This is a genomic window from Acinetobacter sp. SM1B (assembly GCF_003289665.1).
Taxonomy (GTDB): domain Bacteria; phylum Pseudomonadota; class Gammaproteobacteria; order Pseudomonadales; family Moraxellaceae; genus Acinetobacter; species Acinetobacter schindleri.
This window is the reverse complement of record NZ_QMBM01000001.1, coordinates 1,313,755-1,336,570: the sequence shown is the minus strand read 5'-3', so window position 1 is coordinate 1,336,570 and position 22,816 is coordinate 1,313,755. Positions and strand designations below refer to the sequence as shown.

Below are 22,816 nucleotides of genomic sequence, written 5' to 3'. Positions count from 1 at the left end.
CCTTTAAATTAATTAGGTGGTTTATGTCGCACTTCAAGTTTTACTCTGCCTTAGATAAATAGATTGAAAGCCTATCCACACAATATCACTTGTATGAAAAAATAATAAGATAAATGATAAATTTATAATAATAAAAACTAAATGTCTTGATAAAAAAGCTAAGACTTGGGAGGTACTAATAAATTTATTTATTAATTTTAAAAAACTTTGATAGTATGAAATTACTACCGCCCCTATTATAGAGCCCAATGCGCCAATTAATATTGTATAGGCTAAAGAATTTTCATCAAAAAAATTCATTTTAGATTCCGTAAAATAATTTCTGACCAACTATCTAAAGAGTTATAGTTAACTTTAAGAAATTCTATATTTTCAATTTTTAAGTTTGAAAATAATTTTTTTTCTTTTGTTGATATACTACCAATATCTTTAAGTAATACTTTATAAACTAAACCAAGATGCTGAGCACCGATTTCTGTACTATCATCATATAATAGTCCAAGTTGAGAGACCTTTATTAATTGGGTACTATCTATATTAACTTCTTCAAATAACTCCCTTAATACAAAGGGAAAATCAGAAGAAGTATCTAAACAATCAAATAATGTAAAGAATTCCTCATATAGAATATGCCCCCCAAAATTTATACATTTTTTATTATAATTAAGCCTTTTTTCAGGTTGATAATTCGTTTTATAAAAGGTAATTATATTATCTTTACAATCTCCTACAACAAAACATGAGACTAGCTGAACTATACTATGATCCTGCTCAGCTACTGATCTCTGCATTGGCTTTATTATTGTTTTAAAATTAGATTCACTAAAATCAATATATTTAAATTTATTTTTGATATTAAAATTTAAGATATTTTCGATTGGAAATACGGAAATTATTTCATCAAGAGGACTAATTTTTGTTGCGCTTGTTGGATAAACCTCGGAGTATCTTTCAGTTTTTAACCACTCTCTTAATCCGAACTTATTTGATGCAGTTTTGAAAACAAAGAATTTTCACCATTGAGTAAAATATTATCTATCAAATAATCATAGATTATTTCTTCTCCTAACATTAAAGATAAAGAGATTTCTGCACTCGTAATCGGTACATTTTTTGACTTTAGGATAGATAAAATTGCTACATCATTCATATTTTCTAGTGTATCAAAAAAGACTAATTTTAAATATATTTATTCAACTATCCAGATTATTTTTATAGCCTTTTAGATAAGTTAAGCTTTTCTATTTAAGTTTAATAAAATAAGGACTGATAAATCAGCCCTTATTTTCAACTACTTAATCAATTAAGACAACTGAGCAGCAGCAATTTTCTTGGTATCTACATTTTCAGCAGCATCTGTATATTCAGACATTTGATCGAAGTTCAAGTACTTGTAAATGTCAGCAGACATGCTGTCGATTTGAGAAGCGTATTGTTGATACTCTTCTGGAGTTGGTAATTTACCAAGAACCGCAGCAACAGATGCAAGCTCAGCAGAAGCCAAGTAAACGTTTGCACCTTGACCTAAACGGTTCGGGAAGTTACGTGTAGAAGTAGATACTACAGTTGTGTTCGGTGCTACACGTGCTTGGTTACCCATACATAATGAACAACCTGGCATTTCAGTACGCGCACCCGCTTTACCATAAATGTTGAAGAAACCTTCTTCCATTAACTGGTGTTCGTCCATACGCGTTGGAGGAGCCAACCATAGACGAGTAGATAAAGAACCGCCAGGAACTTTGTCTAATAACTTACCAGCTGCACGGAAGTGACCGATGTTAGTCATACAAGAACCAATGAATACTTCATCAATCTTGTCGCCTTGAACGTCAGAAAGCAGTTTCGCATCATCTGGATCGTTCGGGCAGCACAGGATAGGTTCGTTGATGTCAGCAAGGTCAATTTCATACACTTTAGTGTATTCAGCATCAGCATCAGCTTTTAGCAGTGATGGGTTCGCTAACCATTTTTCCATGTTCTCAACACGGCGCGCCATAGTACGAGCATCGCCATAACCTTGTGAAATCATCCACTTCAGCATCGTGATGTTAGAACGTAGGTATTCAGCAACTTTCTCTTCAGAAAGCGTGATCGCACAGCCTGCAGCAGAACGTTCAGCAGAAGCATCAGACAATTCGAATGCTTGCTCAACAGTCAGGTCAGTTTCCATTTCTGTTAAGTCGATCTCTAAGATACGACCAGAGAAGATGTTTTTCTTACCTTTCTTCTCTACAGTCAGGTCACCTTCTTTAATTGCGTAGTAAGGAATCGCGTGTACCAGGTCACGTAAAGTGATACCAGGCTGCATTTTACCTTTGAACTTCACAAGTACAGATTCAGGCATATCCAGTGGCATAACACCAGTCGCAGCAGCGAACGCTACAAGACCAGAACCCGCTGGGAAAGAAATACCAATTGGGAAACGAGTATGCGAGTCACCACCAGTACCTACTGTATCTGGAAGCAGCATACGGTTTAACCAAGAGTGGATAATACCGTCACCTGGACGTAAAGAAACACCACCACGGTTCATGATGAAGTCAGGAAGCGTGTGTTGCATTTGAACGTCAACTGGTTTTGGATACGCAGCTGTGTGACAGAAAGATTGCATTACTAAGTCTGCAGAGAAACCTAAGCACGCTAAATCTTTTAATTCGTCACGTGTCATTGGACCTGTTGTATCTTGAGAACCAACAGTAGTCATCTTAGGTTCGCAGTAAGTACCTGGACGAACGCCTTGACCTTCTGGAAGACCACATGCACGACCAACCATCTTCTGCGCTAAAGTGAAGCCTTTGCCAGAGTCAGCAGGTTGTACTGGAGTACGGAATAAAGAAGATGGCTCAAGACCTAAAGCTTCACGTGCTTTACCCGTTAAACCACGACCAATGATCAGGTTAATACGGCCACCAGCACGTACTTCGTCTAGAAGTACTGGAGTTTTCAGTTCAGATTCAGCAATTTGTTCGCCGTTTTTGAACGCAGTTACTTTTGCAGCAGCGTGATCGATTTTCAGAGTGATTTCATCACCCATGTTCATGTTAGAAACATCGATTTCAACTGGTAATGCACCCGCATCTTCCATGGTGTTAAAGAAGATTGGCGCAATTTTACCGCCTAAGCAGTAACCGCCATCTTTTTTGTTTGGAATGTGTGGCAGTTCGTCACCAAAGAACCAAAGCACAGAGTTGGTTGCAGATTTACGAGAAGAACCGGTACCAACAACGTCACCAACGTAAGCAACCTGGTTGCCTTTCGCGATCAGTTCTTTAATTTGGTTTAATGGACCAACTTCACCAGGAACTTCTGGGTTGATACCATCACGAACGTTTTTCAGCATTGCATTTGCGTGCAATGGAATGTCTGGACGGCTCCACGCGTCTTGTGCAGGTGACAAGTCGTCAGTATTCGTTTCGCCTGTTACTTTGAAAACAGTCAGTTTGATTTCTTCTGGAACGTCTGGACGGCTAGTGAACCATTCAGCTTCAGCCCATGATTGAAGTACTGCTTTCGCATTGTCATTGCCCGCTTTTGCTTTTTCAGCAACGTCGTGGAATGCATCAAATACAAGCAGGGTTTTCTTCAGGGCATCAGCCGCTAAACCACCAAGTTCAGCATTTTCCAGAAGCTCAACTAAAGGCGCTACGTTATAACCACCAAGCATAGTACCTAGTAAGTAAACCGCACGTTCTTTAGAAACTAATGGAGAAGTCGCTTCGCCTTTTGCAACAGCAGACAGGAAAGCAGCTTTTACATAAGCAGCTTGGTCTACACCCGCTGGAACACGGTTTTCAAGCAAATCAACCAAGAAAGCTTCTTCACCAGCTGGCGGGTTTTTTAATAATTCAACTAATGCAGCGGTTTGAGCATCATCAAGTGGCTTCGGTGGGACTCCGAGTGCGGCACGTTCTTCAACGTGTTGGCGGTAAGCTTCTAGCACGGTTTATTCCTCTTTTTTAAAAAATTATCTGTGAATTCCTACTTTATAGAGCTTCACAAATAATATGGACTCTCAAATTTTACTAAAATTCCAGTTAAAAGTTAATGCAAGTAAAGTGTTTCTTTGTGATGCTCATTATTTTGTAAATAAATGATGTGCATAATGATTATTTGATAGTCAAAAATCTGTTTTCTTGCATAAATTAAGCTCTAATTGAGCACTTTTAGCTGAATTTCACTTATAAAAAAGGCAACACGAATGTTGCCTGAGTTATAAGAAAAAAGATACTCCACCTTAGTGTACTGTGCTTGTGCTCAAATATTGGTTAAATGCATCACGACAGCCTTCAAATTTGAGTACACACTGGTCTTCGTAGGTGCCGTTATGATTGTTACTGGCAAAGGAAATATCGACCAGATAGAGTTTTTTATTTTGATCAAGAATACGTTTTAAACTGACTTTATCACCAACGCTCAGCACGTAGTTTCCACCACCAATGATCGCCATGCCCTGTTCATCTTCGAGCAACAGGTCTGCATGATGTAAGTATCCCACAACGTTCATAATGCTGCTCCTTTTTAATTATTTTGGAGATATTTTCATTATTCGATATTTAGATAAGTATTGCTATATTTTAGATTTAGAATTTGTCACAAATTGTACAAGCCGCTTAGGCTATTTTTATAAGAAATTAGTATTAGATAAATAACTTCTTCACGCTTGCATAAAATAATTTGAATATGGCAAAGCTATAAAAAAACCGTTCCTTAGAACGGTTTATAATCTGGCAATTCGTCATGCGGTGTTGCAATACATTTTTCAGTATATTCAGCACGGATTTTTTCACGCGATTCTTTCACATCTTTGGTGATTTCATCCAATGGCATTTTATAAACGTCATCAATAATGGTCATGACGAATGCTTTGGTAGTTTCATCTTCAACCTTGCTGGCATGTTCAACAGCTTTTTCTTTCTCAATGCCATTTTGACGGTCCAGCATGATACTGCGTGCAGCATTGCCCACACTACGACAATAACCTTGCCACTGCTCTTCAGGGGTGAGTGGTTTCTTTTCGGCACAGCCAGCCAAAGCCACCAAAACAGATAAAGCAAATAACTTTTTCATGAACTTCTCCTTACGCAGGGCAATATAAAAGATCACAGCGCATTTGTCATTTAATTTGCCAAGTCCGGCTGCAACAAAAAAGCCCTCTACAGGGCTTTGTTGTCAAAATGATTTAGCCGCAGCTGGACTGAACAATTTTTCCAGTTTTTGGATCTACGGTGACCGTAACACGGTCTTCACGGAAATCCATAGTTACTGCTTGTCCCGGTTGTATCATACGCACAATTTTAGCTTTGGTTTTGGCTTTGATTTGCGCTTCACTCAGACCAGACTGACCGATCAGATTATGTGCTGCTTCAGACAGGCAGATGTCCTGATTGCTACGATACAATGCCCACTCCTCCACCACTTTACCATCTGGCAGATGGCAATAGGCCACCTGACCATCCACTTCATTATGGATATCAAGCTTCCCACCTTGATCCACACAATAAGCACTGGCAGGATTCGGCATGCCAATACGCGGTGTTTCTTCTGGTTGCTGTGCTGCACATCCTGTTAATACGGCGATCAACATGCCCAGATACATGATTCTTTTCATTGGCGATCTTCTTCTAAAGGACCATTCCGACTTAATTTAACATAGTCATACTCAAGAAAGTTTATCTAAATGTATGTAAATCAATGCTGAAGCTACTATCAGCGATAAATTATGATGCTTTTATATTGCCCTGCTGCAATTAAGCCACAAGAATACTTAGTAATCTGGTTTGAGTGATATGCAGGTTTAAGCTAAAATTTGCTTGAATTTTAAACTTTTCTGCGGCTATGCAAGATCCCCAATTCTCGCTCAAGGAATATCTCTCTACCGTGCAGGAGGTGATTAAACTCACCTTCGATACACCGGTATGGGTCAAGGCAGAGATACGCAACCTGAATATCAAGGCAGGTCATTACTATCTGGAACTGGCAGAAAAAGATCCTGACAATGATCAGGTGATTGCCAGTTGCCGTGCCACCATCTGGAAATTTGCTGCACAGAAAATTGTGACCCCGTTTGAACGGGAAACTGGGATTGAGTTAAGTCGTGATTTAAATGTTCTGATTAAGGTCAAAGCCAGTTTTGATCCGCAATATGGCTTTTCCCTGAATATCGTTGAAATAGATTCCAGTTATACCCTCGGTGATATCGCCCGACGTTATCAGGAAATCGTACAACGACTCACGGCAGAAGGTTTGATTGAACGCAACCGGCAATTACCAACACCATTCGACCTAAACCGGATTCTGGTGATTGCTCCTGAAAATGCTGCTGGTTTAGGTGACTTTAAAAAGGATGCAGATGCACTAGCGGATGCACAGGTATGCGAGTTTGTTTATCACTCGGCGACTTTTCAGGGAAATACTGCACCACAAAGTATTCGCCAAAGCCTGGCACAAGGGCTGAAACAGTGGGCAGAAGATTACACAACGGCGCCTGATTTAATCGTGATTATCCGCGGTGGTGGTGCAGTCAATGATCTGGCCTACCTGAATGATTATGAACTGGCTGCCCTACTGTGTAAGCGTAGTGTGCCAATCTGGGTTGGTATTGGTCATGAAAAAGACAGGACCATTCTGGATGAAATTGCACATCGTTCCTATGATACCCCGAGTAAAGTCATCGCTGGGATTCGCAATCACATTGTGGAGCGTGTGCAGGATGTCATTACCAATCTGCAAATTATTCAGCGTAGTTCCCGGCAGCAGATTCAGGCCTATCAAAACCAGAATGATCAATTGATGACATTGATTCAAAGTATTGCCAATGCCAAAGTCTCGGATGCTTTCAAAGAAGTTACCCAATTGAAATCCAATATCGGCAATTTGGCTCGTCAGCAAACCCGAATTGCACAACAACAGATTGAAGCCTTGTTACGTGAAACGCTGATCCAGAATCCGAAAACAGTACTTTCCAAAGGCTATGCCATCGTCCGTCAACAAGGTCATGCTGTGCGTTCTGTCCATGAACTTGAAAGTGAGGTGCAGGTCGAAATGCAGGATGGAACTTTTGCAGCCAATATCACACAGGTAAATCCACATGAATAATGACAATACTTTAAGCTTTAAAGAAGGCTATGAAATTCTGAAACGAAATGCGGAATTATTGGATGCCCAGCAGGAACCGGATATTGATAATCTGATGAAGATTGTTGAGGAATCCATGGCAGCCTATAAAGCCTGTAAAACACGTGTCGATGCAGTACAGCAAGCATTAGATGACACTTTTAAGGAATAAAATTTAAGTTTTATCTCCTATTATGTTTATTTTTTAGAGCAAGTAATAAGGTTTAAAATATAACTTAGGCTATTTTTCGAATATAAAAAGCCTTCATGAAGAAGGCTTTTTTAGATGAGAACAGTCTATTTTTGCTCTCTTAGCGGATTTTCAGGCTCTGCATTGGGTTTTTTCTCAGGCTTAACATTCTTATAAGAAGCCTGATTGCCCTTGTCATCGTTGGATTCTTTATGTGGCGTAACATCTTTATCTGATTGCTCTGATAGATTGGTCATATGTGTTCCTTTACTCAATATGCTTAACCCATAGATATGACAGATTGGAACCCAACATCAAGGCTAGAAATGTTATACATCTTTATCATTTTAAAAAGACAAGAGTTGCTTCAACTCCACAATTAAAAAAAGCCCTCACTTGAAGGGCTTTTTTTCTTTTAGAAACGCCAATTATAGAACAAGTCGATGGCTCGTTCGAGAGACTGACTCGCTTCCAGATATAGACGCTGATTCATCTGATAACGCAAAGTCAGTTTATTCACTGGGGTAAAGACACCTACACCATAGCGAATATACAGGTCTGGCGTAATATAACCAGTGACTGATACCTGGGTATCATCGCCTGTACCCTGTGCATCCAATGCCAGGCCGCTCAAACCGAAAGTACGACCAATCTGATTGGTCAATGCCCGTGTACCACCTAGACCCAAACTGATCCCCGCAGCGGCAATGGTATTGTTAACATCAGACCTGAAACTTTCAGACTGGCTTAATGCTGAACTACCTTCATTGATCCGGCCAGTGATCAAGGCATTTAATGCTTCCTGTTCAGACAAGCCGGCATCGTTATACACCTGAATCGCAGGACTTGAGGCTGTACCGGTAACACGTACACCTACGACACTACCCTGAACAGATTTGTTGGCATCAACATCCAGGGTCGGATTAGACAATGGACCGTTAAAACGGGCAATGGCACGGTTCAGATCCAGACTTTGACCATACGCTTCGATTTTTACCCGCTGGGACACACCAATCGCACCATTGGCACGCATCGCTGTTTCCAGACCACGTTGAGACAGGTTGACCCGTCCAATCAATGGAATACGGCTATCAAAGCCCTGGAAGATCACCTGGTTACCCAGTGACACCGCAACATCAGCACGAATATCCCATGGACGTGCTGATTTTAGAATTGCCAGCTGATCCTGACCTTCCTGTACAATACGGACATCTGAAGAAATATTAACAACTGGTTTAGACGCTTCCGGCATAGAAATCAAAGCACGTGGAACTTCTATTGAACCATTCAGACTGAGTTTCTTGTTAAATGGATAAAGGTCCAAAGCCAAATCTGGCGTGACGACAGCTGTAATCAGTGGTGCCTGGCGTATCAGCAGATTTTCACCTTTGAGACGTAACTGAACACGTGGATCGTTTTTCCAGTCCACCAAACCAGTCAAGCGGCCTACACCACGACCACTGTTAAATGCACCATTAATTGTCGCAGAATCCTGACGTACAGATGAATACAGTTGCACATTGGTCAGATTCACTGGCAGGGAAATCATACTGATCGCCCCATCTTTTACGCGAATCTCACCGTTTAATAATGGCTGGGTTAGTGTACCGCCGATCTTACCCGCATAAGATAAGGTGCCTTCCAGCGTACGCACATCCTGAATAAATGGCTTGAATACTTTTAGCTGTACTTCGTTAAAAGCGACTTCACCACGCATCGGTTTACTGTCACGATATGGATCAATAATGACATTGGCATATCCCGTTCCGATATCCGGTGTTTTCACATCCAGACGAATTTGCAAGCCATCTGCAACACTTTTCGCGACCAATCCGACTTCATCATATTTCAGGGTCTGCCCTAGATATTGCGGATCTTCAGCAGCTAGCCCCACCACACCATTTCGGGTGACAAGTCGCGCATCAATCTTCGGTTTCGCACCTTGCGCCCATGTTGCACGCGCGTAGCCATTGACCTTACCGGTAATTGCCAGCCCTTCAGGCATGAACGCACTAAAATCATTAAGATCCAGGTTCTGGGTCTGGAATGAGACACTACCACGTGTCTTGTTGACACGTATTGGCCGGTCAAAGCACAACTGACTTTGCTGGCTCATCCAGCAATGCGCACCGACAAACAGATCTGACTGTGCTGTGTTATAGATTACAGAAGCATTCTGACGCTGTACCAGACGCGTACGCAGAGAATCGAAATCACCATTTTGGATCTGCCCCAGCCAATTGTTTTGTGCATTAAAACCACCGGCCAACTGTACATAAAACTTGGTCAGTTTGTTTTCTGCCTGAACTTTTAAGATATGCGCTGCACGTGTCCCAGCTAGAGATATTTCACCGCGGGTAATCTGACGATTACCACTACGCAGGTTATCCATGGTTGCGGTGAGCAGGGTTGGTGTGCTTTGTGAAGTCGGCAACTGGCCTTGTACCCGGATTTTCTGCACGCTAAACAGATTATTAAAGGCAAAATCATCGACTGCAAGGTTGGTTGAAGCACGCAAACGTGGCTGCGCCTGCATATTGATATAACCATATGCACGACCACGCAGTCCTGGATATAACTCATAGAGCGCTGGCGCATTCACCTTGAGTTGAAGATTCTGTGCATTACCGGTTGCCTGAATCTGGTTACTGGCATAAGACAGGAACAGATTATTGGCTTCAAACTGCTGTGGTACAAATCCGCTCTGTTTGTTATCAATAATCATCGACAGATTACCTCTACCACGTACCGGCTTGTTATTCAGTATTCCGGCAAGATTAAGACGTTCAATCTGAATACGTTTCAACGCATCTGACCATACGCCACGGGTTTTCACATTTCCCGATAGCTCACCTTTGACACTGGACGCAAAATATTGTGGCTTAAAGCGAACCAGTGAAGCATTGATATCCCAGCCAAAACCATTCGCCAGATTCACCAGACCACTGGCATTGATCTTGCCCGCAATACCATCATGCCTGAATTCATTGATTTTCAATAATTCAGGTGTACCGGATACCTTGAATTTGAGTAGACCTTTACTTGCAGCGAACTGGCTGGCATTTAAATTGCCATCATAATTTACTGCATAGCCCTTGAAGCCACCGCCCCGTTTTTCATCATGGAATAACAATGCTGCCGTACTGCTACCGGTCAGTCGCACTGTCTCATTTTGACCAGCAAGGCGTCCTGTCAGATCGATCGCTTTTAAGTTGATAATCTGCTGATTTGGCTTGGCATAACCACTCGCTGTAACGCGACCATTGAGGCGATCGACTGGTGATGCCGCTGCCAGTGCTTGCGTATTCAGATCCTTGGCATTTAGCACAGCGCTCCATTTTAACTGGCGTTTTTTATCCGGCAGCTCTACTACGGCGTTACCGGTGAGGCCACCACTTTGCGCAGCATAATTGAAGCTCGGCACTTTGAGAATGTTATTCTTCAGATTCAGTTTCGCCTGATACATACCTGTTGGCAGCATACCTTGCTCATGGGCAGCCACCTGCGTTGCCACAAAGATGTCCTGCTGACCTTCGGTTAGCGCCAGATTTACATCTCCGGATTCGCTCTTTAACCAGCCTACATAAGGCACTGCACGGTCGATATTCTTCCATGCCACATTCATCAGCATCGGCTGGGCTTTTTTATTTTTCGCTTCGTTCTGATCCAGCTTGATGTTCCAAGTTTCATAACGATCGAAATCAACCAGCGCTGTCAGGTGTAAACCTTTTTCCAATGTGCCTTTAGAAGCGATATTTCCATCCAGACTTGGTGGCAGAAAGTCCTGCACGACCTGTGGAATCACTTTATCTTTAGGATTAAGACGATTCACACGGCCAGACACATCCCAGGTCACTTGATCATGCCAGCCGACCATACCTGCCAGACTGACTGAACCTTTCATTAATTGTCCATTAAAATCAGTAATATTCAGCTGATTGACCAGATCGGTATGCATCATGGCATTGTACTGGCCTTCCGGAATATCCTTGCCGCTCAGGTCTGTATTGAGATTAATATTCAGTTTTTTGATATCACCATTAAATTCCGCCATACCATCTTTGGAGAATAGTTTCTGATCTTCTAATATTGGCCAGTGATACTGCTCAAATTTAAGTTTACCGAACATCGGCACATGTGAATTCATCGGATGAATCACGGCCCAGCCAGTCAGCAAGTCTGGCGTATAGGTAGCAACACCGGCTTCAATAGTCTCTAAGGTACCTCGGGCTGCTATACGAATATCACGAATATTCAGGCTATTGTTTAATGATGGAATATTCAGTACGCCGGTCGCATTCAGTGGATATTTACCATGGAAGTCCATATCACCCGTGGCATCATAAACATACAGATAGCCCATATTCATACGCGAATTTTCGAAGGTCAGCTTAGTTCCCGACCAGAGTCCCTCATTAATCACCACATCATAAAAATCAACTGAGGAACTATGTGTTTTAATCAGCAGGTGATCCAGATCCAGATGATCGACCCGCAACACAAATGGCAAACGAATATCATTATAAGAAAACGGCTTATCACTTGGCGGATTCTTGCTAATGACCTGCAGATTGCGCATATCTGCATTATTTAAATGAATTTCCCGTTTGAGAATTGCTCGCCAGCCTAGAATGACATCGGCACGGTCAATTTTGACATCAACCGATTTGAGCGTCACCAGCACATTGCGCACAATAATCCCGCGCCACAGATTACCGCCTTCATATTCATAATGAATAATCTGCTGACGTTGCAGTACCTGATCCAGTAAAAACTTGCTGCCACGATCCGTCGAGAACATGATCGCCAGTGCCGCGAGTAAAAATAGAATAGAAAACAGCACCGACAGTAAGATGCTTCTTAAAATACGGCGCTTTTTAGGTAAAGGCGTATTTTCCGGCTCTGCTTCTTGTGGTTGCTGGTTCTCGACCATGTTCTTCCCAAATATCTAAAATTTTTAATCAGTTTGTTTTATAGCTGTGAGCCAATAAAGAAATGCACGCGGATTGGATGGTTATCATCCGAAATGCCTGAGGCCACATCAATACGAATCGGACCAATTGGCGATGCCCAACGCACGCCAAGACCTACCCCATATTCAGTCGGATTACTAAAGTCCTTGTCATAGGCATTTCCAGCATCTGCAAATACTGCCCCACGCCAGCCTTCCCTGAATTGATAATTATATTCCAAGGAACCAATGGCCAGGGCCTGTCCACCTACTTTAAAGCCATCGATTTCTGGTGACAGACTCTTATAATCAAAACCACGAATACTTTGGTCACCGCCAGTGAAATATCTTAAGTTATACGGTACTTTGGTAAAATCTTCAGTAAAAATATAGCCTGCATCGGCACGACCGACAAACTGATGATCAGCATTTTCACCCAGTGAATAGATAAAGCGCCAGCCAGCATTGGCAATGACCATATCTGCATCGGATAACAGTGCCTCACTTCCCAGTTCAATCTTGTAGGTCTGTCTAAAGCCTTTGGTTGGGTTTACCCGACGGTCACTGGTGGTACGAGCGATTTCATAACCGAATAATAAAGACTCTTGGGTTTCTGCAGTACTGACCAGGAAAGCATCTGGAATATCATCGGCATTCACAGTACCGTCCTGAGTCAATTGATCCAGACGATAACGCACGCCATAAGTATGCTGCCAGCTTCCTCGTGGATTTTTAATATAACGATCGGCACCAATTACGGCAGATTCGATCAAGAGTCCATCGCCTTGTGCAACATCATCACGTTCTTCACGCTCATAACCACCGACAATACTGATGTAATCATTGAGCGGGTGTTTATACGGAATATTATAGCGGCCATCAATAGACTGACGGATTCCTGAAAGCTCGAGGTTGGCATCAAAAGAATGTCCACGTTTGTTAACGATGGCACGGCGGTACTGACCCCGTAGACGTGTCCCAGTATCGGTTCCATAACCTAGACCGACTTCAGCGCTGTTTTTCTTGTCAGCATTCAAAGTCACAATCACCGGAATCTCTTTCTCTTCACGTGCTTGGGCTTTTAAACGTTCCTGCTCATTGGCCTTGGTTTCCTGCGCAGTACGCATGGCGCGTACATCCAGGTTTTCTTCCTCACGGCTACCAGCAAACTGGCTTTCATCAACCACGTTTTGGGTAACTTCCTTGGAAGAAGCCTCGGCTTTTTTCTCCTGGGCCAAAACCCCTTCAGAGATTTTTTGCTGATCGACCAGCAACTGCAGATCAGGCGCCAGTTCAAGTTCCGCTTCGACTGGGTCCGGTTTCACCGCATCAACCAGGGTATAGTTAAAATATCGTGAGTTGGTCAGATTATTGGCTAGTGTGTTTACCCGCCAGAAACGGTAATCGGCACCATCTTCCCAAGGCACCAGACTTTGCAAGATATCTGGATCTAGCGGGAATTCCTCATCCGGATCACTCATCCGGAAGGTCACCGGTCCAAGTTTATAAGGATCGCCAGTTTCATAACGCAGATTTACTTCTGCCGTATTCTGTGGCTGTGCGACCTTGACATCATGCAGCCGCCAGTGCGCATCGAAGTAGCCGTTATTACTCGCTGCTTCGACAATTCGCTCCTTGGTTTTTTCATATTCACCATGATTAAACACATCACCCACTTCCTGATCTGGCAATACACTAATGACCTGGAACTGTGGTTGCTCAGCACCAGCACCGGTAAATTCCAGGTTCTGGCTTTGAATGATGACTGGCTCATTCGGAGTTACATGCACCCTGACGCGTGATTCAGAAATTTTTTCAAAACGGAATTCGGTATTATAGAAGCCAACTGCCTGAGCAGCCTGGTTAGACAGACTACGTAATTGTGGCAATGCAGATGGAAAATCGCTAAAGGATTCCTGAGTGAAACTCGACAGTTTATTTTCAATATTCTCTGCCAGGTTTTCATAGGCCTGTATACGTGCAGCCGAACTTAATCCATTGCTCGTTTGAGTACTGCTTTCACCATTACGTATAACCACGTCTGCATCAATCCGCGGCACACTAGCTGTCATGATCTGGCGTGGCGGACGGATTTTATAAAAAAGTCGTTTAAAAATATTCGGTTTCTTGTCATCTGCCGGCGTAAGTTGCTGTGGAGAAATTTCCGGCAAGGTATTGCCTATTTCATTTGCCTGCACAATGATCTGGCTGTCAGACTGAATACTTTGCATCAGCTGATCAACATTGACTGGCGCCTGATTGATTTCCACCAGTTCCTGCTGGCTGATATCGGCAACCACGGTTTCTGTCTGCTGGGTCTGGCGATAGCTTTGTGCTTCCTGCTTGGCTTGCTCAGCCACTCGGTAAATTTCATCCGCCATCGCCTGATCAATCGGTTGAACCGGTAATTCTTCTAAATCTTCAAACTCAATCGGCTTAAATACATCCAGCTGTGCGCCTTGCTGTTCCTGCTGTTGCAGCATTTCCAGGCTGTCTATTTCATTTTCTGGCTGCAAAGCCTGTTCAATTTTCCCGGCAGCTTCGTCTTCGGAATTAGCTACACCCTGTTGCACCGCCTGCTTAGACAGTTCATCAATCATTTCCGCCTGTGAAACTGCCACGGGTGTTTCCGTTTCTGGAGTTTGTGCCATGCCATGTTGGGCCAACATCATCAAGAAAATACTCATGCACAGGCAACTGCCTGTAGGTGCAGATATGAGTGGACTCATGCTCTGACTCAGTACCGTTTCTTTAAATTTTATTTTTGCAGGCATAGCAAACTCTAAACAAATACATTCTTTAATTGATTATTTGACCGAAAAATATAAGCTAAGAAACTTGAATCTATAGGATTTTGCCATTTCCGTGGTCAAAGGTATCTTACATGATTTTTCAAGATGTTCACGCATCACTGACATTTCTTAATAAATCTTAATGTAGCACGTCCAATATGAACAATAACGAACATTTGTTAGGCTCTCGTCGCTTTTTACCCATGTTTTTGACGCAATTCTTCGGGGCGTTAAATGATAATGTATTTAAACAGGCATTATTACTGGTCATTACGTATGGATGGATTCAGCAAAGTGCGGGCATTAGCACCTTAAATAATCTTGCTGCATTACTCTTTATTTTGCCTTATTTTATTTTTTCTGCGACTGCCGGACAAATTGCCGATAAATATGAACGTTCCCAATTGATTCGTTATTTAAAGATCTTGGAAATCGTGGTGATGATTCTCGGTACTATCGGTTTCCTGATGGGTAATCTATGGATTCTACTGTTTGCGCTGTTCTTAATGGGGACGCAATCGACTTTCTTTGGTCCGATTAAATATGCAATTTTGCCAGAAGTGCTGAAGAAAGAGGAATTGATGTCAGGTAATGCACTCTTTCAGTCTGGAACTTCCCTGGCGATCCTATTCGGTATGATTCTGGGGGGTGCGGTGATTGCAGCATCGGCTGGCAATTTACTCTGGATCAGCTTAACCGTAGTGGTTATTGCCATCCTCGGTTATTTATCAAGCCGCTTTATTTTAAAGCAAAGCATTCCTGCACCTGATATTCAAATTGACTGGAACTTTTTCCGTACCAGTTTTCAAACCCTGAAATATGCCAAAAGCCTGCCTTTGATCTTTCTGATTCTGCTTGGCAACTCCTGGTACTGGTTCTATGGCGCGACCTATTTAACCCAGATTCCACAACTGACCCTGCAGAACCTGCATGCTTCTGAAAATGTTGCAAGTTTACTGCTGACTTTCTTCTCGATCGGGATTGGCTTGGGATCTTATCTGTGCCGTAGATTAGGTGGGACTGAAGTCAACATTCGTATGGTGCCAATTGGTGCAGTTGGACTGACCGTCTTTGCTATTTATCTGGCTGTCAGCATGGCCTTTATACCTGAGCGTACTGGCGAACTGCTGGGTCTGGCAGATGTATTCCGTCAGGGCTGGAGCTATTACCATGTCATGTTTGCCGTGACCTTATTGGGTATCAGTGGTGGTTTTTATATTGTTCCACTGTACGCCATGATGCAGGCACATTCTCCCCGCTCACATCGTGCACGGGTGGTTGCAGCAAATAACATTCTGAATGCAGTTTTCATGGTATCTTCTGCTATATTTTCGATTATTATTTTAAGTGTCTTAAAGTTTGATCTTAAAATACTTTTCTGTATTACAGCGGTCTTAAGCGGCATATTTACCTTATGGTTATTACTGCGCCTTAAACCGATGATCAACTCTGCACAAGCATCATTGGAGGATTAATGCATGCGTCAATTTACAGGTGTCGATAAGCTCATTCATTCTTTTGACCAGGCATTACGTAGTCTTGTCCCAGGTACGACTTCTGCACAGCGCACTAATCCTGCTGAAAATACTGATAGCCAACTGGCGGTTTCTGATGCTCGTCATGTTGCGGGTCTGATGCGGGTGAATCACAGTGGTGAAGTCTGTGCACAGGCGCTTTATCATGGTCAGGCGATGACCGCCAAACTGCCAAATGTCCGTCGTGAAATGGAACAGGCAGCAATTGAGGAACAGGATCATCTGGCTTGGTGTGAAGATCGTTTAAAAGAATTAGAGAGTCATACCAGCTTGCTGAATCCGGTTTGGTACGGTCTTTCTTTTGGTATGGGTGCCATTGCCGGAATTGCTGGCGACAAATACAGCCTTGGCTTTGTTGCTGAAACAGAACGTCAGGTCAGCCTGCATTTGCAACACCATATCAGCCAGTTACCACCGCATGATGAGCGTTCACGCCGTATTCTGGAACAGATGAATGAAGATGAATTGCATCACCGTGATACAGCATTAGCAGCGGGTGGTGTAGATCTGCCTTTACCGGTCAAAATTGCCATGACCGGCATTTCTAAATTAATGACCAAGACCAGTTATTATATTTAACCATTTAGCTAGAAAAGCCCACATTGACGTGGGCTTTTCTATGAGTATTCAATCCACAAAATACTACAAAGGTTTCAGGCTCCTATACTTAATACTTCTTACTCATCTCGGAAAGCAGATCGAGTTGTATTTCCTGTATCTGGGCCAGTCTTTCCCACTGATGCTGAAGAAGATGATCCAGTTTTTCATGTAAATGCTGGATTTCAAGTTCAGCTTTGAGGTTGATTTGATAATCATTTTGGGAACGCAATCTGTCTTTGGCTTCTTGCCGATTTTGGCTCATCATAATGACCGGCGCCTGAATCGCTGCAATACAGGAAAGTATCAGATTTAAAAGAATAAAGGGATAAGGATCAACCGGTTTGGTTACGATAACCATCGTATTTATTCCGATCCAGAGGGTAATAAAAATAGTAAAACAGATCAGAAATGACCAGTTTCCACCAAAAGAAGCAATTTTATCAGCCAATCTTTCACCAAAAGTCCACTTTTGCTCCAGGGAGGCTTCTACATCTTTGGTAATCAGCTCATGATGGCGCATGCTCTTGATCACTTCATATTCAAGATTAGTGACTTCACCCTTTTCAGACTTTAACAATGCATGAACATACTGTATGCGATATTTGGTCAAGTCTGTCTGGCAAATATAATGGTCAGGTGACCAGTCTGGAATATCTTTAGCAATCTCTTCGGTAATGACTTTTCTCACCGTTCCCATCGGGGTAAGATTTTTTAAGGAATAATATTTTCCACATACCAAGCATGGATAAGTTGCATTTTTTTCTTTCATGATTATTCTCTTTATCGTGACGCCAGCTCAACAATAAATTTGCTCTAAATTATTATTTGTATTGGTAATTTTAGTAACAAATATAAAAAGTTAAGCTCTGTTATTCGTTTATAGGTCATATAGATAAGCGAGTTTCTAGCTCACCTCTTCATAGACCGTCACATTTTCTTAAAGAAGAGGGTTGATAATAGATGTTATAATTTTACTATCTTTAAATATCCTGTTTTTTCCGGGAGTGCTAATAAAATAGATAAGGTTGCTGGTCATTCCCATCCTTTTATGGCTAATTTAAAAGCTTAAATAAAAATATTCATTAAGGTCATGTTATGGAAACAGTTATAATTCTTGTCATATTAGCGATCATTACTGTACTACTGATTATTTTTTATAACAAGAAAAAATAATCGGCGCGCTTTTCTTTAACCAGTTTTAGTCAATTCTTGTTATTTAATATAAAAAATGCGTTGATTAGCCAAGCTTAAATTATAAACCTGCCCGTCTAGGTCTCATGTCATACTAATTGAATTTGATCCGTTCCGGTTTAATTTTCAGTTCATACATATAGCCAATATCACCATCGCACTTCTCTTCGGACAGTTGTTAACCCAGCATATATATCTGACAATTTTCTAATTTATGAAACCATTTATCTTTTGCTTTATAAGGGACTAATCTGATTGCAACTCCGTTTTAGACCGACAAAACATGTGCTACACATCAGCACAACTGCTAAAGGTTTAACCCTAGAAAAAACTTCGTTTAATATACCAGCATATGCTTCCACTCCTCTTTCTAAACCCTATTTTGCACAAGGTTTAGCATCAGGATTTATAGCACTGCGTTAAGTTTAACCTGTGGGTAATGTAGTTGATGGTCATATTCGAATGCCGGATGTGACCAGATCTCATGCATTGGAATTTTGACATCTAAAGCCAACGGTAACTTTTTTGGATTAAACTGCATTTGACTTAAATCACTGCCCCAGGCAATCAGATCGATATCCAAGCTGATCTGATGTGAGGGACGCACTCGTCCTGAATCCACTTCCATCTGTTTAAGCTGCTGAAGCATTTCTTCAACTGTCATTTCAACCTGTAATAGACATGCTGAATTCCAGTAATTCTCACCAATCCCGTCACGACACGGAATAATATAGATGGGAGAGAATTGAACTTCTCCCCAAGTAGAAATGCATTGTTGTGCAGCTTGAAAATGTTGCTGAGGATGACAATTACTCGCCAGTGCTAAGGCGAATATCGTTTCGGTGGCGTTCAAGACGTATCCCTACAGAATTGGCTTGCGCGATAATGGCAGGCTTACGAATAGTAATCTTAATCGATTCAATTGCTGTAAAGGTAGTAAAAAGTGCGTTTAGCACTAACTTTGCTGCATGTTCAATCAATTCTGGCTGTGCCTGCTGAATTACCTGTGCGGAAATTTCACAGATCTCGGCGTAATTTAGTGTATCTGCCAAGGCATCAGAATTGGATGCCTGTTCCAAATCTGTCTGAATAGCCAAGTCCAGCATTAAAGGCTGAATAATCTGACGTTCCCAGTCAAAACAGCCAATTACTGTTTCAACCTTCAAACCTTCAATGATAATTGCGTCCATATTTCTGCTCAGGAGTTTTAAAATCACTTCAATAATCTCCCTAAGTCCCTCTTTATGAAAGAGGGAATTCTACATCTCGAAGTATTTTTATGAGCGTGTAGCTCCTCCCTTTTTCAAAGGGAGGTTGGGAGGAATTCATCTTTTAGAATTAATGCTTCAACAATAAATTCGGGTCAATTGTCTGAATCATCTGTAAGCGCTGATCCGCATAGATATCGGTATATGGCGCAAGGATACGCATGAAACGGTCGAAATACAGCATTTGCTTGAACAGCAAGGCGAAGTCACGCGGGAAGCGAATGCCATGACGTTCACCAACGGCGACCATATCCATCATGACATCATTAAGGTCACTTGGATTGGAACTTAGCAATTCTTGTGGATCTGCCATAATTACACCACTAAATAAACGCTCAAGATCTGCGGCCAATACTTTCGTGTCAATGGCAACTGCAGTCATGCCCATTTTCAGCATGTTTTCTGCCATCAGATCATAATTGGTATTTTGCAGTGCATCCATAAAGGCCATACATGCTGTCCAGACTTCCGGATTCAGCTGACCGACAATACCAAAATCGATAAAACCAACACGGCCATCTTCGAGTAGCATCAGATTACCGGCATGCAAGTCTGCATGGAAACTTTCACACATCATCAGGCTGCCAAACCAAGTATTCATTGCAGTAATCAGCACCTGAGAAGGATCTTTAGCCACTTTCTTCACTACATCAAAATCGGTCAATGACACGCCATACAAACGCTGCATGGTCAGTACACGACGCGTGGAATACTGATGATAGACTTTTGGTGCTGTCGCTGCATGATTATTGGTGACATTCAGATAATTAACGAAGTCATCCAGATTTTTAGCTTCTTCAATAAAGTCAACTTCACGCACCATACGTGTTTTAATTTCTTCAACGATATCTGCCAAAGATGCAAATTTCACTTTTGGCACGGCTTTTTCAAGCAGCTTGGTTGCCCAATGTAGTACGTTCAGATCCGTATAAAGAATGGTTTCTACACCTGGCTTTTGTACCTTAATCACCACATCTTCGCCAGAAACCAGTTTGGCAGCATGTACTTGTGCAATAGATGCTGAAGCCAATGGCGTTTCCTCGATCGAGGCAAAGATTTCATCCAGATTACGGCCTTCAAACTCAGATGCCAGCACCTGCTGTACATAGCTAAATGGCAGGCTTGGGGTTTGATCTAGACAACCCTGAAATTCCTCGACAAATTCACGAGGAAATAAAGAGGGTGTAGAGGCAATAAACTGCCCTAATTTAATATATGTTGAACCTAAGGATTCAAAGGTTTCACGCATCAGTTTAGCATTACTTGGTTTTTCAGTCGCATACTTGATGCCTGCACGTGCAGCAATGACGGCGGTTTCACCGACACGTGCCACAGAACGCAAACCATCCAGGAAGATATTATTTTTCATAATGTCAGCGTAATTTCAAATTTTCTCGAGTGTAACAAATATTCAGGCTGATCTGTTCTATCTTGCCTGACAAATTAGACAATTCGTATCTTTCTCAAATTTGAGAATACGTTGCTGCATACTCTGACCATCCCATAACAGCAGTTTTTGTCGCAATGGCATTTTTCCAAGCCCCAGATAAAGCAAAGCATGATGTGCTTGCAGACTTGCCATGACATTCGGTGTTGTCGCCAGCACACCAGAATCCGCACAGCGCATGGCTGTATCAGTTTGATCTTCTTGCGGGAACAGGCAGTTATAGCAGGCAGAATCACCTTCCACCATAAACAGTTGGCCTTGTAGACCAATCGCAGAGGCGCTGATCAATGCTACATCAAACTGTCGGCAGGTTTGATTCACCAGATAACGGGTTTCAAATTGATCACATCCATCCAAAACCAAATCTTGGTGCTGAATCAGGACTTGTGCATTATCGATAGATATTGCCTGATTATAATATTCAATTTGCACATACGGATTAATCTGTTGCAAACGTTTCGCTAGCGTTTCTGCTTTATAAAAGCCAACATCTTGTGGGGTAAATGCGAGTTGACGCTGCAGATTACTGATCTCAATCGTGTCCGGATCAATCAGGGTAATTTTTCCCACACCTGCACGGGCAAGCAACTCCGCGAGTGCGCAGCCAATTCCCCCACAGCCAATAATACAAATATCGGAAAATTTTAGTTTTTCCTGTGCTTCGATGTCCCAGCCTTCTAACAGGATTTGACGTGCATACAAATGCATTTCCGCATCGGTGAGTTCGAATTCAGTGTTTAAAGCGTCTACCACTATACCGTCCGTGTTCTTTAAAAGATGAATCTATAATTTCAATCCATCTTGTTGATTTAAAATAATGAATAACATTTAATAAAGCATTCAACAAAAATAACTTAGATAAAATGAAATTTAATTTTTCATTAGATGCTGCCTTGATCATTACTGCTTTAACTGCACTACTTTATCTTGTAGCTCAGGTATTTCTTGCAGGTTATATCAGTATATTTGGCGCCGACATTACTGTACTAAATCTTACCGTTCAAGATAAATTGTATTATGGCTTTTTAAAGAGCCTTGTTCATACACTGTATTTTACTTTGGCTTTATTTGTACTTTTTATTGCTGTACCTTCCATCTTTAATAATTTTGGAGGCAATATATGGTTCCATAAAAAATTATAAAATTTAAGGGTCGCTATTCATACGGATACAAAGCATAGACCAGTGATCCATAACAGCTCTTTTAAATTAGAAAATGAAAGACAATTTAATCGTAAGCTTTTTGCCTCCTACTTTATTCTGGTCTTATTGTTAGGCTCAGTAAAATATTTATCTTATATCGAAACTGAAGCAAAGCAACGTGCTCAAAATGATTTAATGAATTACTCAGAAAAATTAAGAAAAGTTCAACTTAAATCTCAAGAAAATCAGGAAGCCTATAAAATTCTCTGTGGTCAAAATCTTTGTGCCGTTCTTATGGTCAATGGAAAACAAAAATCCCTGCACTATATTGACCCCAAAGATATTGCATTCTTCCTAAATTAGGTTTTATATAGGATCGACAGAATTCTTAATCCGGATCTCCTTTTCTGTTTATTTGCTTCAAAAATTCGGTTGATGCTTTCTTAAAGAATGAGTACTTAAACTAGCTAAAAGTCTCTTTTTGAAAAATATAAAATCAGGTATTTGTTTTGAAACACTCAAAAACGTCTACAATTTGTAATTACAATAAAATCTCAAAATTAACTCATTAATTTAACTTACAA

The 22,816-nt window shown here is 41.6% G+C and carries 18 protein-coding genes; 5 read left to right on the top strand and 13 right to left on the bottom strand.

The window, feature by feature from the left end:
* Positions 1–296 precede the first annotated feature (296 nt).
* From C8322_RS06340 to C8322_RS06320, 5 genes are all read right to left on the bottom strand, one after another.
* Positions 297–791, bottom strand: a complete 495-nt coding sequence (locus C8322_RS06340) for a hypothetical protein (RefSeq protein WP_111810452.1) — start codon at positions 789–791, stop codon at positions 297–299.
* Between the two features lie 512 nt (positions 792–1,303).
* Entirely contained in the window at positions 1,304–3,943 is a 2,640-nt protein-coding gene (locus C8322_RS06335) for a bifunctional aconitate hydratase 2/2-methylisocitrate dehydratase (RefSeq protein WP_075166863.1), read from the bottom strand.
* Between the two features lie 294 nt (positions 3,944–4,237).
* The gene (locus C8322_RS06330) at positions 4,238–4,507 is read right to left on the bottom strand and encodes a hypothetical protein (RefSeq protein ID WP_004815762.1); all 270 of its coding nucleotides are present in this window, start codon (positions 4,505–4,507) and stop codon (positions 4,238–4,240) included.
* Between the two features lie 203 nt (positions 4,508–4,710).
* A complete protein-coding gene (locus tag C8322_RS06325) occupies positions 4,711–5,070 on the bottom strand; it encodes a hypothetical protein (protein WP_004892990.1) in 360 nt (119 codons plus the stop codon).
* Between the two features lie 112 nt (positions 5,071–5,182).
* The gene (locus tag C8322_RS06320) at positions 5,183–5,611 is read right to left on the bottom strand and encodes an I78 family peptidase inhibitor (RefSeq protein ID WP_004892989.1); all 429 of its coding nucleotides are present in this window, start codon (positions 5,609–5,611) and stop codon (positions 5,183–5,185) included.
* A 227-nt stretch (positions 5,612–5,838) separates the two neighbouring features.
* Here C8322_RS06320 and xseA point away from each other — a divergent pair, with 227 nt between their 5' ends.
* Positions 5,839–7,098 (top strand): exodeoxyribonuclease VII large subunit, encoded by a 1,260-nt coding sequence (xseA, locus tag C8322_RS06315; RefSeq protein ID WP_004892988.1) that lies wholly within the window; start codon positions 5,839–5,841, stop codon positions 7,096–7,098.
* A complete protein-coding gene (gene xseB, locus C8322_RS06310) occupies positions 7,091–7,288 on the top strand; it encodes an exodeoxyribonuclease VII small subunit (protein ID WP_004892985.1) in 198 nt (65 codons plus the stop codon). Before xseA ends, xseB begins: the two co-directional genes overlap by 8 nt.
* Before the next feature lie 125 nt (positions 7,289–7,413).
* Here xseB and C8322_RS14380 read toward each other — a convergent pair whose 3' ends face one another.
* From C8322_RS14380 to C8322_RS06300, 3 genes are all read right to left on the bottom strand, one after another.
* The gene (locus C8322_RS14380; protein WP_004892982.1) at positions 7,414–7,563 is read right to left on the bottom strand and encodes a hypothetical protein; all 150 of its coding nucleotides are present in this window, start codon (positions 7,561–7,563) and stop codon (positions 7,414–7,416) included.
* Positions 7,564–7,721: 158 nt separating this feature from the next.
* Positions 7,722–12,239 (bottom strand): translocation/assembly module TamB domain-containing protein, encoded by a 4,518-nt coding sequence (locus tag C8322_RS06305; protein ID WP_004892977.1) that lies wholly within the window; start codon positions 12,237–12,239, stop codon positions 7,722–7,724.
* A gap of 38 nt (positions 12,240–12,277) precedes the next feature.
* Positions 12,278–15,031: an autotransporter assembly complex protein TamA gene (locus C8322_RS06300; RefSeq protein ID WP_004892972.1), complete on the bottom strand. Its 2,754-nt coding sequence runs from the start codon at positions 15,029–15,031 to the stop codon at positions 12,278–12,280.
* A 176-nt stretch (positions 15,032–15,207) separates the two neighbouring features.
* On the opposite strand from C8322_RS06300, the gene C8322_RS06295 reads away from it, so the two are divergent.
* Complete coding sequence (locus tag C8322_RS06295) at positions 15,208–16,524, top strand: MFS transporter (RefSeq protein ID WP_004892970.1); 1,317 nt, start codon at positions 15,208–15,210, stop codon at positions 16,522–16,524.
* A 3-nt stretch (positions 16,525–16,527) separates the two neighbouring features.
* Complete coding sequence (gene coq7, locus C8322_RS06290) at positions 16,528–17,163, top strand: 2-polyprenyl-3-methyl-6-methoxy-1,4-benzoquinone monooxygenase (RefSeq protein ID WP_004815744.1); 636 nt, start codon at positions 16,528–16,530, stop codon at positions 17,161–17,163.
* An 88-nt stretch (positions 17,164–17,251) separates the two neighbouring features.
* On the opposite strand, the gene C8322_RS06285 is transcribed toward coq7, so the two are convergent.
* The 5 genes from C8322_RS06285 to C8322_RS06265 form a co-directional block, all read right to left on the bottom strand.
* Positions 17,252–17,953, bottom strand: coding sequence for a DUF1003 domain-containing protein (locus C8322_RS06285; protein WP_004892968.1), 702 nt, complete (start codon positions 17,951–17,953; stop codon positions 17,252–17,254).
* 828 nt (positions 17,954–18,781) lie between these two features.
* A complete protein-coding gene (locus tag C8322_RS06280; RefSeq protein ID WP_004892965.1) occupies positions 18,782–19,228 on the bottom strand; it encodes a 2-amino-4-hydroxy-6-hydroxymethyldihydropteridine diphosphokinase in 447 nt (148 codons plus the stop codon).
* The gene (folB, locus tag C8322_RS06275) at positions 19,185–19,565 is read right to left on the bottom strand and encodes a dihydroneopterin aldolase (protein ID WP_004892964.1); all 381 of its coding nucleotides are present in this window, start codon (positions 19,563–19,565) and stop codon (positions 19,185–19,187) included. Before folB ends, C8322_RS06280 begins: the two co-directional genes overlap by 44 nt.
* 148 nt (positions 19,566–19,713) lie before the next feature.
* Positions 19,714–21,012: an ABC1 kinase family protein gene (locus C8322_RS06270; protein ID WP_004892962.1), complete on the bottom strand. Its 1,299-nt coding sequence runs from the start codon at positions 21,010–21,012 to the stop codon at positions 19,714–19,716.
* A 57-nt stretch (positions 21,013–21,069) separates the two neighbouring features.
* Positions 21,070–21,798 (bottom strand): HesA/MoeB/ThiF family protein, encoded by a 729-nt coding sequence (locus C8322_RS06265; protein ID WP_171058611.1) that lies wholly within the window; start codon positions 21,796–21,798, stop codon positions 21,070–21,072.
* Positions 21,799–22,274: 476 nt separating this feature from the next.
* On the opposite strand from C8322_RS06265, the gene C8322_RS06255 reads away from it, so the two are divergent.
* A complete protein-coding gene (locus C8322_RS06255) occupies positions 22,275–22,595 on the top strand; it encodes a hypothetical protein (protein WP_004892952.1) in 321 nt (106 codons plus the stop codon).
* Positions 22,596–22,816 lie beyond the last annotated feature (221 nt).

Bases quoted from the DNA above. Each gene is read 5' to 3' on its own strand.
- C8322_RS06340 (WP_111810452.1), bottom strand. From the start codon at position 791: ATGCAGAGATCAGTAGCTGAGCAGGATCATAGTATAGTTCAGCTAGTC.
- C8322_RS06330 (WP_004815762.1), bottom strand. From the start codon at position 4,507: ATGAACGTTGTGGGATACTTACATCATGCAGACCTGTTGCTCGAAGAT.
- C8322_RS06325 (WP_004892990.1), bottom strand. From the start codon at position 5,070: ATGAAAAAGTTATTTGCTTTATCTGTTTTGGTGGCTTTGGCTGGCTGT.
- C8322_RS06320 (WP_004892989.1), bottom strand. From the start codon at position 5,611: ATGAAAAGAATCATGTATCTGGGCATGTTGATCGCCGTATTAACAGGA.
- xseA (WP_004892988.1), top strand. From the start codon at position 5,839: ATGCAAGATCCCCAATTCTCGCTCAAGGAATATCTCTCTACCGTGCAG.
- xseB (WP_004892985.1), top strand. From the start codon at position 7,091: ATGAATAATGACAATACTTTAAGCTTTAAAGAAGGCTATGAAATTCTG.
- C8322_RS14380 (WP_004892982.1), bottom strand. From the start codon at position 7,563: ATGACCAATCTATCAGAGCAATCAGATAAAGATGTTACGCCACATAAA.
- C8322_RS06305 (WP_004892977.1), bottom strand. From the start codon at position 12,239: ATGGTCGAGAACCAGCAACCACAAGAAGCAGAGCCGGAAAATACGCCT.
- C8322_RS06300 (WP_004892972.1), bottom strand. From the start codon at position 15,031: ATGCCTGCAAAAATAAAATTTAAAGAAACGGTACTGAGTCAGAGCATG.
- C8322_RS06295 (WP_004892970.1), top strand. From the start codon at position 15,208: ATGAACAATAACGAACATTTGTTAGGCTCTCGTCGCTTTTTACCCATG.
- coq7 (WP_004815744.1), top strand. From the start codon at position 16,528: ATGCGTCAATTTACAGGTGTCGATAAGCTCATTCATTCTTTTGACCAG.
- C8322_RS06285 (WP_004892968.1), bottom strand. From the start codon at position 17,953: ATGAAAGAAAAAAATGCAACTTATCCATGCTTGGTATGTGGAAAATAT.
- folB (WP_004892964.1), bottom strand. From the start codon at position 19,565: ATGGACGCAATTATCATTGAAGGTTTGAAGGTTGAAACAGTAATTGGC.
- C8322_RS06270 (WP_004892962.1), bottom strand. From the start codon at position 21,012: ATGAAAAATAATATCTTCCTGGATGGTTTGCGTTCTGTGGCACGTGTC.
- C8322_RS06265 (WP_171058611.1), bottom strand. From the start codon at position 21,798: ATGCATTTGTATGCACGTCAAATCCTGTTAGAAGGCTGGGACATCGAA.